Here is a 13863-nt window from a genome sequence, read left to right as displayed (position 1 = left end):
GACCGGCTTCGGCGGGGGCGGGCCCCCGGAGCGCCTCGGCTCAGGTGAGGGGCGGGAACTCCTCCAGGGAGAACACTGACTCCACGGGTACGTCGAAGTAGCGGGCGATGCGCAGCGCCAGGTACAGCGACGGCGCATATTCGCCGCGCTCCAGGTAGCCGACCGTCTGGTAGTGGACGCCGAGCGCCTGCGCCAACTGCCGTCGGCTGACCCTGCGGTCCGCGCGCAGCACGGCGATCCGGTTGTGAACGACCTCTCCGGACATCTCACAGCCCACTCTGTGAGCGGATCGTCGACTGCATGCGGCTCAGGCCGCCGATCGTCTCCTTGCGGAAGCTGCGGCGAATCACCGGCGGCACCAGCGCAAAGCCGACGACGATCCAGGCCAGCAGCACCCCGACAGCCAGTGCCGGGTGGAAGGCGCCGCCGATCTCCCAAGACGGGTCGCCCACAAGCGCCCAGCGGGTCAAGTGCCCGGACCAGTAGGTCGGCAGCACCATTTGAATGCCCTGTACCCAGCCCGGCAGTGCGGAGGTCGGGTAGCAGCAACCGGCCGCGAACAGCGCGATGCAGATCACCGTGTTCACCATGTAACTGTAAATGCCGCGGATGAACGCGCTGAGGAAGAACCCGAGCGGCGCGCACGCCAGCGAAGCCAGTGCGGCAATAAGCAGGCAGAGCAGCGCCGTTCTGGCAGAGGGCATCACGACATCAATGAAGAAGGCAGTCCCTAGAAGGATCATCGCCTGCATGATGAAAACCAGCACCACGGTGGACAGCGTTTTGCCGATCGCCCAGGTGAGCGGTCCGTGCGGGAGGATCCGTACCCGCAGCAGCGCGCCGCCGATGCGGTCGGTATAAGTCTCCGCTCCGATCTGCATCATGATGAAACTGGCGAAGCCGCCGACGCAACTGGCCGCGAACATGGTACCGAAGGCATTAGTAGAGTCTAATCCCTGGAACGGGCCATCGCTTATCCGGGAGACGACCAATATGGCGGCTACTGCAAACAGGATGGACATCGCCCCGGCTCCCACGAGGTTGGGGCGCAGGTCGCCGTAGGCCTGGCGCGCCGCCGCGCGCAGTACAGACAAGGGCAGGGGACGAGCCTGGTTCATGACTGGGACTCCTCGGTGGCTGGGGTGATCGGGTGGTTGGTGCTGGTCGGACCGGTCGGGCCAGTACCCGTCGACTGGGAGACCAGCGCGAGGTAGGCCTCCTCCAAGGTCGGACGGGTGACGGTCAACCCGCTGATCGCGTCCAGATCCAGACGCTGCAGGAAGCGTTCGGGGGCGGAGGTGGCGTGCACGTGGCGCTCGCCGTCCTGCAGCCAGGTCACCTCCGCCTTGCGGCCGAGCTGCTCGCGCAGCTCGGTGACGGTGCCGTCGGCGATGATCCGGCCCGCCGCCATAATGACCACGCGCGAGGCCAGGCGCTCGGCCTCGGACAGGTCATGCGTGGTCATCAGCACCGTGGCGTCGTCGTCGACGCGCTCCATGATCAGATCGTGCAGGCGCGCCTTGGAGGCGGGGTCCAGGCCCGTCGTCGGCTCGTCGAGGATCAGCAGCTCCGGGCGTCCCAGCAGCGCCGCCGCGAAGTCAAGCGTGCGCCGCTGCCCTCCCGAGAGCCGCGAGAGGCGCGAGTCCGCCTTCTCAGGCAAGCCGACGGCGTCGAGCACCTCGGCCACCGTGGCGATGCGCGCCGTCGTCGTCGCGAGCACGGAGCGGATCCACTCCAGTTGGTCCCTCACCCGCCACTTGGCGTGGTCGGACCAGTTCTGCTGCACCAGTCCGATTCGCGCCCAGAAGGCTGCATCCGCGCGGCGCGGATCCGTACCGAACACGCGGACGCTGCCCGAGCGCGGGCGCAGGGAGCCGAGCAGATTCTCCACCAGCGTGGTCTTGCCGACGCCGTTGGGGCCGAGCAGGCAGACCACCTCGCCGGGCTGGACCGTGAGGCTGACGTCGTGCAGCACGGGGGTCTTGCCATAGGCGAAGTCGATGCCCCCGGCGGTGATGACGGGTGGGACAGGGGACATGTGCGCTCCTTCCTGGTAGGTGCACTATTGAATATAGCAGACCTACTACGTTTTGCGTGTGCGGATGACGAGTGCTGTGGTCGCGAGTTGTGAAAGTCGCTCGCCGTAGCGCGGTCCACACTGTGACCTGGCGTGGCACGGCGGCCGATTCGGGGTACGGTGTCCCCGTGCGCGCGACCTCGGTCCGGGAGTGGAACCTCCTGCTTAGTCGCCGCGGCGGGGCCTGACCAGGCCGGCACCCCGACCGCGGCTTGCTTCGCGTAGCCAGCCACCCCGGCGCGCCGGGCTCCGGCGCCGGGAACCAGCACACCCGCTCAGGAGAACCCAGACCCATGCGAACCGCCCGCCCCGCGCCCCAGCAGCCCTCCGGCATGCCCTTCACCAAGTACCGGCCCTTCCTCGACACGGTCGAAACCTCCTTGCCGGACCGCACCTGGCCCAACAACCGCATCACCCACGCCCCCCGCTGGCTGACCACCGACCTGCGTGACGGCAACCAGTCCCTCATCGAACCCATGGGGCCCGCCGCCAAACGCGCCGTCTTCGACCTGCTGGTGCGCATGGGCTTCAAGGAGATCGAGGTCGGCTTCCCCGCCGCCTCCCAGACCGACTACGACTTCGTGCGCTCCCTGGTGGAGGACGACGCCATTCCCGCAGACGTCACCATCTCCGTGCTCACCCAGTCCCGCGGCGACCTGATCGACCGCACCCTGGACGCCTGCGTCGGCATGCCCCGAGCCACCGTCCACCTGTACAACGCCCTGTCCCCGCTGTTCCGGGAGGTCGTCTTCCGCATGGACCGGGACGACATCCGCGAGCTCGCCGTCGAGGGCACGCGCCAGGTCATGGCCCGGGCGGAGAAGGTGCTCACCGATGACACCATCTTCGGCTACGAGTACTCCCCGGAGATCTTCGTGGACACCGAGCGCGAGTACTCCCTGGAGGTCTGTGAGGCCGTCATGGGCGTGTGGCAGCCCGAGGACGACCGCGAAATCATCCTCAACCTGCCGGCCACCGTCGAACGCGCCACCCCCAACGTCTACGCCGACCAGATCGAGTGGATGAGCCGCAACCTCTCCCACCGCGACGCCGTGTGCCTGTCCATCCACAACCACAACGACCGCGGCTCCGGCATCGCCGCCGCCGAACTGGGCCTGCTCGCCGGGGCGGACCGTGTGGAGGGCTGCCTGTTCGGGCACGGCGAGCGCACCGGCAACGTCGACCTGGTCACCCTGGCCCTGAACCTGTTCAGTCAGGGCGTCGACCCCATGCTCGACCTGTCCGACATCGACGAGGTGCGGCGCGTCGTCGAGCACTCCACCCAGATGGACGTGCCCCCGCGCACCCCGTACGCCGGCGAGCTCGTCTACACCTCCTTCTCCGGCTCCCACCAGGACGCCATCAAGAAGGGCTTCGCCGCCCGCGCCGAGAAGGTCGCCGCCAAGGTCGCCGAGGGACTGAGCGAGGCCGAGGCGGACGTGGCCGTGACCTGGTCCATGCCCTACCTGCCCATCGACCCCCACGACGTCGGCCGCTCCTACGAGGCCGTGGTGCGAGTGAACTCCCAGTCCGGCAAGGGCGGGGTGTCCTACCTGCTGCGCACCACCCACAACCTGGACCTGCCGCGCCGCCTGCAGATCGAGTTCTCCAACATCGTCCAGCACCACACGGACACCTACGGCGGGGAGGTTGACGCCGAGAGCCTGTGGTCGATCTTCGCCGACGAATACCTGCCCGCCTCCGCCGCACCCGGCGCCGACCTGCCGACCTGGGGCCGCTACAGCCTCAAGGGCGCCACGCTCACCGCCGTCGGCGACGACGAGTCCATCCTCACCGTAACCATCTCCGACGGCGATGAGCGCAAGCTGCTCACCGCCTCCGGATCCGGTCCGCTGGACGCCTTCGTCACCGCCCTGGAGCAGACCGGCATCGAGGTGCGCATCCTCGACTACGCCGAGCACGCCCTCAGCGAGGGGCGCGACGCACGCGCCGCCTGCTACGTCGAGTGCGAGGTCGGCGGCCAGGTCCTGTGGGGCGTCGGTATCGACCCCTCTATCACCACCGCCTCCTTCAAGGCCGTCATCTCCGCCGTCAACCGCGCCATGCGCTGACGGAGTCGCCGTTGGGGGAGAGGCTCTACCGGGACGAGGCCATCGTCCTGCGCACCTACAAACTGGGCGAGGCCGACCGCATCATCGTCATGCTCACCCGCGCCCACGGGCAGGTGCGCGCCGTCGCCAAGGGGGTGCGCCGCACCACCTCCCGCTTCGGCGCGCGTCTGGAGCCCTTCTCCATGATCGACGTGCAGCTGCACGCCGGCCGCAGCCTGGACGTGGTCACGCAGGTGGAGACCATCGCCCCCTTCGGCCGCAGCATCGCCTCCGACTACGCCATGTTCACCTGCGCCGAGACCATGGCGGAGACCGCCGAGCGCCTCACGCAGGACGACGGCGACCTGGGCACCAGCGACTCCCCCCAGCAGTTCCTGCTGCTGTACGGGGCGCTGTCCGCGCTGGCTCGCCGCCGCCACGCCCCCGGCCTGGTACTCGACTCCTACCTGTTGCGGGCACTGGCCCTGGCGGGCTGGGCGCCCTCCTGCTACGACTGCGCCCGCTGCGGCGCCCCCGGACCTCACACCGCCTTCCACGTGCAGGCCGGCGGCGCCGTCTGCTCCGCCTGCCGACCCGCCAGGTCCGTCGACGTCGAACCGGGCTGTATGGCCCTGCTCGGCGCCCTGCTCTCGGGCAACTGGGAGCTGGCCGATGCCTCCACTTCGCGCCAGCGCGCCGAGGCCTCCGGCTGCGTGTCCGCCTACCTGACCTGGCACCTGGAACGGCGGCTGCGCTCCCTCTCCCTAGTAGAAAGGGCATGACATGTCTGACGCCACAGGCCCAGCATCCGCCGACGGTACCGGCACCGACCCGCGCCCGCTCGACGTCGTCCCCCTCCACCGCGAGGGACTCACCCCGCCGGCACTCGACCCGGCGGCCGTGCCCGCGCACGTCGCCTGCGTCATGGACGGCAACGGCCGCTGGGCCAACGCGCGCGGCCTGCCCCGCACCGAGGGGCACCGGGTGGGGGAGTCGACCATGATGGACGTGATCGCCGGCGCCGTCGAACTGGGGGTCAAGGAGCTGAGCGTGTACGCCTTCTCCACCGAGAACTGGAGGCGCTCACCCGCAGAGGTGCGCTTCCTTATGGGCTTTACCCGGTCGGTGCTGCGCGCCCAGACCGATGACCTGCTGGCCTGGGGCGTGCGCGTGAACTGGGTGGGGCGTGAGCCGCGGCTGTGGAAGTCGGTGCTAAAGGAGGTGCGCCGTTCCGAGCGCATCACCGCAGGCAACGACACCATGGTGCTGAACATGTGCCTGAACTACGGCGGCCGGGCCGAGATCGCCGACGCCGCCCGCGCCATGGCCCAGGACGTGGCGGCCGGGCGGCTGCGGGCGGCCTCGATCAACGAGAAGACCGTGCAGCGCTACCTGTACTCCCCGACCATGCGGGATGTGGACCTGCTGATCCGCACCGGCGGGGAGCAGCGCACCAGCAACTTCCTGATGTGGTCCTCGGCGTACGCGGAGCTGTACTTCTCCGACCTGCCCTGGCCCGAGTTCGACCGCACCGAGCTGTGGCGCGCCTGCGAGGCCTACGCGCACCGGGAGCGGCGCTTCGGCGGCGCCGTCGACCGGGTGATGCCCGAGTCCTGAACCCGGCGACGCCTCTTCAACCGACCTCGGTGCGTAAGATCTACCGACCTCGGTACGTAAGATCTACCGACCTCGGGAGCAGGCGGGGCACAGGCCGAAGAACTCCACCGTGTGCTGCATGTCCGTGTAGCCCTGCTCGGCGGAGACCCGGCGGATCCACTCCTCCAGCTCGCCCCCGGCCACCTCCACGGTGCGCCCGCAGGAGCGGCACACGATGTGGTGGTGGTGCTCGGGCCGCTCGCACTCCCGGTACAGGACCTCGCCGTCGGCGCTGCGGATCTGGTCCACGTCGCCGGCCTCGGCCATGGCCGTCAGGTTGCGGTAGACGGTCGCCAATCCCACCTTCGTGCCCTCCGCCTGCAGGGCCGCGTGAATCTGCTGGGCGGAGCGGAACTCATCGGTGCGCGCCAGCATGTCGGCCACCGCGGCCCGCTGCCACGTGGAACGATGCCGCGCCGAATTGCCCCCGGCCGCACTGGTCATGCGGGCACCTCCTGCTCGCTGTGGTCACTGTTGCCGAAACGGCGCCGGCCGACGGCTCCACGCCGTCGGCGCCCGCCGTGGACGGCGCGTACCAGGCCGCCGAGGAGCGCGACGGCGGCGTAGGTGCACACCAGCAGCACCACGATCATGGCGCCCGGCGAGGCCGCCAGGAAGTAGGTGATGGTCAGCCCGATCACGCAGGCGGCCACGCCGATCGCCATGGCCAGGTGCATGGTGCGGCCGAACGAGTAGGAGACCAGCTGGGCGATGGCCACCGGCACGATCATCACCGCCGACACCAGCAGTGCCCCGACCACGCGCATGGACACCGATACGGTCAGCGCCGCCACCACCGCGACTGTCACGTTCAGCACCCCGGTGGGCAATCCGATGGAGCGGGCGAACTCCTCATCGTGGCAAAGCGCGAACAGGGGGCCGCGCAGCCCGATGCCGACGGTCAGCACGACGGCGGCGAGCACCACCGTGAACCAGGTGTCGGAGACCGACACGGTGGCGATCGAGCCGAACAGGTAGCTGGTGAGATTCGTCGTCGTGCCCCCGGCCAGCTTGATCAGGATCACGCCGCCGGCGATACCGCCGTAGAACAAGATCGCCAGGGCCACGTCTCCGCGGGTGCGCCCCCGGGCGCGAATGACCTCAATCAGCACCGCGCCGAGCACGGAGGCGACGATCGCCCCCGGAATCGCCCAGGCATCGTGCGGGGTGACGTTCGCGGCGGCGCCCGCGATCCAGCCGAGCGCCACCCCCGTCAGGGCGATGTGGCCGATGCCGTCGCCCAGCAGCGCCAGCCCCCGCTGCACCAGGTAGGTGCCCACCACCGGGGCCGACAGTCCCACCAGCACGGCCACGACGAAGGCGCGCTGCATGAGCGGGCTCGCAAGCATCTCGGACAGGGCGGTGATGACGGCGCTCACTTCACACCTCCCGCCTGCGACACGGAAGTGGTCAGCACCGGGGCGTGGTGCGCGGCCGGCTCGGTGCTGCCGTGCTCATGCTCGTGCTCGCAGTTGTCCAGGCGGTCGTGGCCCAGCTCATCGTGGCGGGCGTGGTCGTGGTGGAGGTCGTCCTTCGGCCCGTCGAATACGACCCGGCCCTCCGCCAGCACCACTGCGCGCTCGACGACGCCCGTCAGCTCGCCCATCTCATGCAGGACGGTCAGCAGCGTCAGCCCGCGGTCGCGCAGGTCGGCCAGGGTCACGGCCAAGGACTCGCGCGATGCGCGGTCGATACCGGCCAGGGGCTCGTCCAGCAGCAGCAGCTCCGGGGAGCGCACCAGCGCGCGGGCGATCAGTACCCGCTGGGACTGACCGCCTGAGAACACCTGCACATGGTCCTGGGCCCGGTCGGCCAGCCCCACGGCATCCAGGGCGTCCAGGGCCCGGCGTCGTGCGGTCCGGCCACGATCAGCGAAGGGGCGGCCGGGGGCCAGCAGCCCGGAGCGGACCACCTCCAGTGCCGTGGCCGGCACACCCGAGGCCGCCCCGACCCGCTGCGGCACGTACCCGACCCGCTCCCAGGGCACCGTGTGGCGGTCGGTGACGTCACGGCCGAACAGGCGCACCGAGCCGCCGCGAATGGGCAGTAGCCCCAGAACCGTCTTGACCAGGGTCGACTTGCCCGAGCCGTTGGCGCCCAGGAGGGCGACTGACTCGCCCCTGCGCACGGTCAGGTCGACGGCGTCCAGGATGAGCGTTGAGCCGAGGACGACGGAGGCGTCGGCAACCTCTATCGGTGGGGTGCTCGTGTCCGTGCGGGCCGGTGCCGGAGTGGATGTCATGAAGCCCTTCCGCTGATGATGGGAACCGTGATCACTTGCAGGATAGCGCGGTCCGCAGCTCCTGCAGGTTCGTGCTCATGGCCGCGGCGTAGTCGCCGGATTCGGGGGCGGACTCGATCGGGTTGAGCACGGCGGTGGTGGCGCCGGTCTCCGCGGCGAGCGCCTCGGCGGTCTTGGGGGAGACGAGGTCCTCGGTGAAGATCGTGGTCGTCCCGGTCTCCTGGACGATCTTCTTCACAGCGGCCAGCTCCGCCGGGCTGGGCTCGGACTCCGGGTCGACGCCGGATATGGACGCCTGGGTCAGTCCGTACCGTTCGGCCAGGTAGCCGAAGGCCGCGTGGGAGGTGACGAAGGTGCTGCGCTCACACTGGGCGAGCCCGGTGGAGTAGTCGTTGTCCAGGCCGTCAAGGGTCTCGGTAAGAGCTGCGAGGTTGGCCTCGTAGTCGGCCGCGTGGTCCGGGTCTGCCTGAGCCAGGGCGGTCTCGATCGCCTGGGCGGCCGACCGCATTCTTACCGGGTCGAGCCAGAAGTGCGGGTCGGCGGCCTCGGTCTCGTCGGCGTCCTCGCCGTGTTCCGCGTGGGTGGTGTCCGCGTGCTCGTCGTCGCCGTCCTCGTGGTCGTGCTCCACGCCGTCGTGGTGGGTGAGGGTGACCGCATCGGACAGGTCCAGGACCGTGGGTCCGGAGACCTCGGTCAGGGCATCGTCCAGGGACGGCTGGAAACCGGGCACGTAGGCCACCAGGTCGGTGTCGGACAGGGCGGTGACGTCCTTGGGGGCGAGCTCGTAGTCGTGGGGCTCCACGTTGGTTGGCGTCACTGAAGTGACGTTCACGTGCTCGCCGCCCACTGCCTGCGCCAAGTACTGGATCGGGTAGAAGGAGGCGGCGACGGACAGGGGGGCGCCGTCGGCGTCGCGGCTGGAATCGGTGGAGCATGCGGTCAGTGGTGCGCAGGCGAGCCCGAGCGCGGCGGCCGAGATGACGGCGAGCGCTCGGCGGGAGCGGCGAGAAACGTTCATGGGAACCATTCTCATCTTGTGGTGGACGGGTCGTCAAATCCGGCCGCCAAGACCCGTAGACTGACCACCGTTCGTCCCACCGACCGCGTGCGGACAGTAGAAGACATCACCTACAGGACCTACGGAGAAACACAGTGGCAGCAACTCCCTCTACGCTCGACCGTGTCATCAACCTCGCCAAGCGGCGCGGATTCGTCTTCCCCTGCGGTGAGATCTACGGCGGTACCCGCTCGGCCTGGGACTACGGACCGCTCGGTGTGGAGCTGAAGGAGAACATCAAGCGCCAGTGGTGGCAGTACATGGTCCGCTCCCGCGACGACGTCGTCGGCCTGGACTCCTCCGTCATCCTGCCGCGCGAGACATGGGTGGCCTCCGGGCACGTGGCCGCCTTCACCGACCCCCTGATCGAGTGCACCTCCTGCCACAAGCGGCTGCGTGAGGACGAGCTGCAGGAGGCCTACGCCGCCAAGCACGGGATCGACAACCCGGACACCGTCACCCTGGACCAGCTCGTGTGCCCCAACTGCGGCACCCGCGGCGCCTTCACCGAGCCCAAGGCCTTCTCCGGCCTGCTCAAGACCTTCCTCGGCCCGGTCGACGACGAGGCCGGCCTGCACTACCTGCGACCCGAGACCGCGCAGGGCATCTTCGTCAACTTCACCAATGTGATGACCGCCGCCCGCAAGAAGCCGCCCTTCGGCATCGGTCAGGTCGGCAAGTCCTTCCGCAACGAGATCACCCCCGGCAACTTCATCTTCCGCACCCGCGAGTTCGAGCAGATGGAGCTGGAGTTCTTCGTCGAGCCCGGAACCGACGAGGAGTGGCACCAGTACTGGATCGACTACCGCACGGCCTGGTACACGGACCTGGGCATCAGCGAGGACAATCTGCGCCTGTATGAGCACCCCAAGGAGAAGCTCTCCCACTACTCCAAGCGCACCGTTGACCTGGAGTACCGCTTCGGCTTCGCCGGCGGGGAGTGGGGCGAGCTGGAGGGCATCGCCAACCGCACCGACTTCGACCTGTCTACCCACGCGGAGCACTCCGGCAAGGACCTGTCCTACTTCGACCAGGGGAAGAACGAGCGCTGGACCCCCTACGTCATCGAGCCCTCGGCGGGTCTGACCCGCTCACTGATGGCCTTCCTGGTGGAGGCCTACACCGAGGACGAGGCGCCCAACACCAAGGGCGGGGTGGACAAGCGCGTGCTGCTGCGCCTGGACCCGCGCCTGGCCCCGGTCAAGGCCGCAGTGCTGCCGCTGAGCCGCAAGGAGGAGCTGACCGGCCCGGCCCGCGAGTTGGCCGCCCGGCTGCGCCGCAACTGGAACGTCGAGTACGACGAGGCCGGCGCCGTCGGCCGCCGCTACCGCCGCCAGGACGAGGTCGGCACCCCCTTCTGCATCACCTACGACTTCGAGTCGCCCGAGGACGGTGCGGTGACGGTGCGCGAGCGCGACACCATGGCCCAGGAGCGCATCCCGCTCGAGGGCGTGGAGCGCTACCTGGCCGAGCGCCTGGTCGGCTGCTGAACAGTCCGCTGTTGGACAACTAGATGCTGGCTGCCCGGCCGGCGCTTGAGTGGCGTCTGGCCGGGCAGCGCGGCCGTTCCACGACCTTGGTGACATTGCACGACCCTGGTGTGTGTTCCACGACCCCCGGGTGGTCGTGCAACAGGCACCAAGGTCGTGCAGCGCAGCCGGGGGTCGTGCTGTCCATGAGATGTGCCCGGCGTCGGCTCGGTTCGGGGAGGACGCGTGGGGCGACTGCGTTCAGCGTCGGCGCATTCCCAGCAGGGAGCCTTCGTGCAGCCCCGCTTCCAGCCTCGTACCCGGCCGCAGCAGATCATGGTTGGGTCTGAGGGAGGCGACAACCCCGGGCGGAAAGGCCGCGAGGATCTTGTCCGCCAGCGCGCGCAGATCGCGGAACTCTCCGTAAGTCACGCGTATGAATCGCCAGCCCATGGCCTGGATGGCGTCCTGGCGCAGTTTCTCCTGCCAGGCGTCCTCCCGGGTGTTGTACTTCATCCGGCCGTCAACCTCGATGACGATGCCATGCTCGGGCCAGCACAGGTCGAGCCACCACATGTTCGCGCGGTCGCTCACCCGGTACTGCACTTGTGGAGGCGCAAGTCCGAGTACGAGAGTCAGCCAGCGCATGACGCTTTCGCCAGGAGAGTCGGCCAGCGGCGTCGCCGCCCCCAGTACTGCCCGTGCTTGTGCGACTCCGTGTCTGCGTGCGGACTGTTGAAGCCATTCTTGCCAAATGCCGCGGGCGCGTGCTTCGGCCTGCGCATCCAGGCTGCGGTTGTCGTGCTGCGTGCGACAGTACAGGCGCAGGGCCGCGTCGGCAATCGCCAGGGCATTGTGCGCGGGCTCGTCGAACGCACAGTCGAAGGCGGTACGTAACACGGTGGTGACCGGCACCCCGCCGACCACGGTGATGTCTTTCTCCGGGAGGTCCAAGTGTCGGCGCCAAAGCATGATCTGTCGGCAGTAGAAGTCCTCGTTTGCGCTCGACCGCGGCGGTCCCGTGGGAGGCACGCTGATCAAGGGCAGCGGCGTGCTTACTCGCTTGGGCGTGCTGGGAACCGCGAGGTATACGTCCGGTTCCTGGGTCATCATTGGCAGGCCAAGTACAAGGGCGGCGGATGCGTGCGTGAGGCAGCACGCGGAGCGGTGCGTTGTTTGCGCGGTTATGGCGCGTGCCAAGGCCAAGGTATAGCGGTGCTGCCAGCGCTTCGCCTCGGGGGCTGGAACCCAGTGAATGCCGGGGGCAAGCCGCAGCGCGGAGCGGGGGACCGCGACGCCGGCGCGGTCATGCCGACCGGTGTGAATCAGCACGGGAAACAGATCACGGTCGCGAGCTTGGTCAGGCGAGGCGGGCATGGCTTCAGTATTCGCCGAAGTCGGGTGCGATGACCACTACTCGTATCGTCGACTGTGGACAAACGGTTGTCTGGGGTGCCGCTAATGTCACCTGTGTGTTTTGGCGCCTTGGTTGGCCGGCCTCCGCGGGAGTATTTCGGTGGTCCGCACTGTCCGTAATCCTCGACCGCTGGTTGGTCTCATTTTGCGGTGCCGCGGGCCTCTCACTGCACGACCTCGGTGACACTGCACGACCTCGGTGCCTGTTGCACGACCACCCGGGGGTCGTGCAACGCACCCGAAGGCCGTGCAACGCGGCCCGGGGTCGTGCAACGTGCCGGGGTGTATTTGGCCGGGGGGATGAGCGGCTGGTCGGCGCACGCCTGCCGGCTCGTGCCGCCCGAGGCACCTCAAGCCGGCTCAAGCCGGGGCCGGCCGCATCAGGGCGACGTGCCTGCGCGGTGCCCGCGGTTCGGCCCGTTCGGCGGGCATGATGGCGGCGTGAACGACGAGACGACGCCGAACGCCGCCGCAGCGCCCGCCGAGCCGCCCATCCATGAGCCGAGCAACGCTGACGCCGGGGAATCACCGACCGGAGGTGCCGATGCCGCCTCGGGCTCGCACGACTCGGGCCCGCACGCACCCTCTGCGGCGCACAGCCACTCCGGCCCCCTCAACCTGGGGGCTGCCGAGGCCGGGCGAGTACGCCTGGTACTGGCCGCAATCGTTGTGCCCCTGGTTGCGGCCACACTGATCGGCCTGATCGTGCTGTGGCCGGGCGGCGGCTCCCTGCTTGGCTCTCGGCCCTTCACCGCCGACGGAGCGAGCATGGAGTCCGCCACCATCACCTCCCTGGACACCGCCGACTGCGCCGACACCACCGGCGCACTGGCGGGGGTGTCAAACGACTCCCTGCTGGCCGACGCCGTCTGCGCGGAGATCACCTCAGGCGACGGCGCTGGCCTGGTCATGCCGGTGCACGTCCCTGCCGAGTCCCTGGCCGCGGCCGACGCCGGAGATCGCCTGAAGGTCATGTACAGCCCCGCAGCACTCGCCTCCGGCACCCCGTACGTGTTCGTCGACTACGACCGCCAGGTTCCGGTGGCGGCGCTGGCGGTCGTGTACCTGGTGCTGGTAGTCGCCGTTGCCGGACGCAAGGGGGCACTGAGCGTGCTGGGTCTGCTGCTGGCCACGGGCGTCCTGCTCGGCTTCATGATCCCGGCGCTGCTGGACCTGGCCTCACCCATGTGGGTGACGCTGGTGGGGGCATCGGCCATGATGCTCGCCGCCGTCTACGTGGCCCACGGCATCTCCGTGCGCACCACCACCGCCCTGCTGGGCACCTTCGCCGGCGTGGTGATCACCGTCCTGCTGTCACTGTGGGGCGTGGACGCTGCCAACCTGACCGGTGCCACCGAGGAGACCGCGCTGACACTGACGGCAATGGTGGGCGGCATCAACCTGCAGGCCCTGCTCACCTGCGGCATGGTGGTGGCGGCACTGGGCGTACTCAACGATGTCACCATCACCCAGGCCTCCGCCGTGTGGGAGCTGCACGCCGCCAACCCGGCACTCGGGCGGGCACGACTGTTCACCGGCGGCATGCGAATCGGCCGCGACCACATCGCCTCCACCGTCTACACCCTCGCCTTCGCCTACGCCGGCACCGCCCTGCCGCTGATCCTGGCCGCCTCCCTGATCGACCGGTCATTCACAGACACGCTCCTGTCCGGTGAGATCGCCGAGGAGGTCGTGCGCACCCTGGTGTCCTCCATCGGCCTGGTGCTGGCCATCCCGGCGACGACGGCGATCGCCGCCGCCCTGTGTGCCGCACCGGCGAGTCGACCACGTCCGCAAGGGCCTGACTCGGTGCTCCGCGGGCAACGGCCATGAGGCGCATGCCCGCGGGGAACGGGCTCGCCGTCTCGGTTCAGCGAGCGGCTGGGCGCGTCGCG

13 protein-coding genes are annotated in these 13863 nt (G+C 69.3%); 5 read left to right on the top strand and 8 right to left on the bottom strand.

The genetic code is table 11. The features are described 5' to 3' along the window. Positions 1–40: 40 nt before the first annotated feature. The 3 genes from E4J16_RS07615 to E4J16_RS07605 are packed head-to-tail and all read right to left on the bottom strand — an operon-like array spanning position 41 to position 2038. Entirely contained in the window at positions 41–265 is a 225-nt protein-coding gene (locus E4J16_RS07615) for a helix-turn-helix transcriptional regulator (protein WP_136193212.1), read from the bottom strand. Between the two features lies 1 nt (position 266). Continuing rightward, complete coding sequence (locus E4J16_RS07610; RefSeq protein ID WP_136313675.1) at positions 267–1118, bottom strand: ABC transporter permease; 852 nt, start codon at positions 1116–1118, stop codon at positions 267–269. Beyond that, on the bottom strand, positions 1115–2038 hold the full coding sequence (locus E4J16_RS07605; protein ID WP_136313674.1) for an ABC transporter ATP-binding protein: 924 nt from the start codon (positions 2036–2038) through the stop codon (positions 1115–1117). The genes E4J16_RS07610 and E4J16_RS07605 overlap by 4 nt, the downstream gene beginning before the upstream one ends. Before the next feature lie 332 nt (positions 2039–2370). On the opposite strand from E4J16_RS07605, the gene leuA reads away from it, so the two are divergent. Genes leuA through uppS form a run of 3 tightly spaced genes read left to right on the top strand, consistent with a single transcriptional unit; the run spans position 2371 to position 5745 of the window. Continuing rightward, positions 2371–4149, top strand: a complete 1779-nt coding sequence (gene leuA, locus E4J16_RS07600; protein ID WP_136313673.1) for a 2-isopropylmalate synthase — start codon at positions 2371–2373, stop codon at positions 4147–4149. Between the two features lie 11 nt (positions 4150–4160). After that, positions 4161–4910, top strand: coding sequence for a DNA repair protein RecO (gene recO / locus E4J16_RS07595; protein WP_136313672.1), 750 nt, complete (start codon positions 4161–4163; stop codon positions 4908–4910). Between the two features lies 1 nt (position 4911). After that, a complete protein-coding gene (gene uppS, locus E4J16_RS07590; RefSeq protein ID WP_136313671.1) occupies positions 4912–5745 on the top strand; it encodes a polyprenyl diphosphate synthase in 834 nt (277 codons plus the stop codon). A 63-nt stretch (positions 5746–5808) separates the two neighbouring features. Here the strand turns inward: uppS and E4J16_RS07585 are convergent, their stop codons facing one another. The 4 genes from E4J16_RS07585 to E4J16_RS07570 are packed head-to-tail and all read right to left on the bottom strand — an operon-like array spanning position 5809 to position 9044. Beyond that, the gene (locus tag E4J16_RS07585; protein ID WP_136313670.1) at positions 5809–6228 is read right to left on the bottom strand and encodes a Fur family transcriptional regulator; all 420 of its coding nucleotides are present in this window, start codon (positions 6226–6228) and stop codon (positions 5809–5811) included. Then, the gene (locus E4J16_RS07580) at positions 6225–7133 is read right to left on the bottom strand and encodes a metal ABC transporter permease (RefSeq protein ID WP_204520019.1); all 909 of its coding nucleotides are present in this window, start codon (positions 7131–7133) and stop codon (positions 6225–6227) included. Before E4J16_RS07580 ends, E4J16_RS07585 begins: the two co-directional genes overlap by 4 nt. Positions 7134–7159: 26 nt before the next feature. After that, a complete protein-coding gene (locus E4J16_RS07575) occupies positions 7160–8026 on the bottom strand; it encodes a metal ABC transporter ATP-binding protein (RefSeq protein WP_136313668.1) in 867 nt (288 codons plus the stop codon). Between the two features lie 31 nt (positions 8027–8057). Next, positions 8058–9044, bottom strand: a complete 987-nt coding sequence (locus E4J16_RS07570; protein WP_136313667.1) for a metal ABC transporter substrate-binding protein — start codon at positions 9042–9044, stop codon at positions 8058–8060. A gap of 134 nt (positions 9045–9178) precedes the next feature. Here E4J16_RS07570 and E4J16_RS07565 point away from each other — a divergent pair, with 134 nt between their 5' ends. After that, positions 9179–10573, top strand: coding sequence for a glycine--tRNA ligase (locus E4J16_RS07565; RefSeq protein WP_136313666.1), 1395 nt, complete (start codon positions 9179–9181; stop codon positions 10571–10573). A 240-nt stretch (positions 10574–10813) separates the two neighbouring features. Here E4J16_RS07565 and E4J16_RS07560 read toward each other — a convergent pair whose 3' ends face one another. After that, positions 10814–11929 carry a hypothetical protein gene (locus tag E4J16_RS07560; protein WP_136313665.1) on the bottom strand — a complete coding sequence of 372 codons (1116 nt, stop codon included), beginning with the start codon at positions 11927–11929 and terminating at the stop codon, positions 10814–10816. Between the two features lie 480 nt (positions 11930–12409). On the opposite strand from E4J16_RS07560, the gene E4J16_RS07555 reads away from it, so the two are divergent. Further along, positions 12410–13801 carry a YibE/F family protein gene (locus E4J16_RS07555; protein ID WP_420809302.1) on the top strand — a complete coding sequence of 464 codons (1392 nt, stop codon included), beginning with the start codon at positions 12410–12412 and terminating at the stop codon, positions 13799–13801. Positions 13802–13863: the final 62 nt, after the last annotated feature.

This window comes from Actinomyces procaprae, from assembly GCF_004798665.1.
In the GTDB taxonomy this organism is placed as follows: Bacteria; Actinomycetota; Actinomycetes; order Actinomycetales; family Actinomycetaceae; genus Actinomyces; species Actinomyces procaprae.
This window is presented reverse-complemented; position numbering and strand designations above follow the sequence as displayed.

Excerpts from the sequence above, each read along its gene's own strand:
- E4J16_RS07580 (WP_204520019.1), bottom strand. The coding sequence starts at position 7,133 with ATGCTTGCGAGCCCGCTCATGCAGCGCGCCTTCGTCGTGGCCGTGCTG.
- E4J16_RS07575 (WP_136313668.1), bottom strand. The coding sequence starts at position 8,026 with ATGACATCCACTCCGGCACCGGCCCGCACGGACACGAGCACCCCACCG.
- E4J16_RS07605 (WP_136313674.1), bottom strand. The coding sequence starts at position 2,038 with ATGTCCCCTGTCCCACCCGTCATCACCGCCGGGGGCATCGACTTCGCC.
- E4J16_RS07615 (WP_136193212.1), bottom strand. The coding sequence starts at position 265 with ATGTCCGGAGAGGTCGTTCACAACCGGATCGCCGTGCTGCGCGCGGAC.
- E4J16_RS07610 (WP_136313675.1), bottom strand. The coding sequence starts at position 1,118 with ATGAACCAGGCTCGTCCCCTGCCCTTGTCTGTACTGCGCGCGGCGGCG.
- uppS (WP_136313671.1), top strand. The coding sequence starts at position 4,912 with ATGTCTGACGCCACAGGCCCAGCATCCGCCGACGGTACCGGCACCGAC.
- E4J16_RS07570 (WP_136313667.1), bottom strand. The coding sequence starts at position 9,044 with ATGAACGTTTCTCGCCGCTCCCGCCGAGCGCTCGCCGTCATCTCGGCC.
- E4J16_RS07585 (WP_136313670.1), bottom strand. The coding sequence starts at position 6,228 with ATGACCAGTGCGGCCGGGGGCAATTCGGCGCGGCATCGTTCCACGTGG.
- E4J16_RS07560 (WP_136313665.1), bottom strand. The coding sequence starts at position 11,929 with ATGCCCGCCTCGCCTGACCAAGCTCGCGACCGTGATCTGTTTCCCGTG.
- leuA (WP_136313673.1), top strand. The coding sequence starts at position 2,371 with ATGCGAACCGCCCGCCCCGCGCCCCAGCAGCCCTCCGGCATGCCCTTC.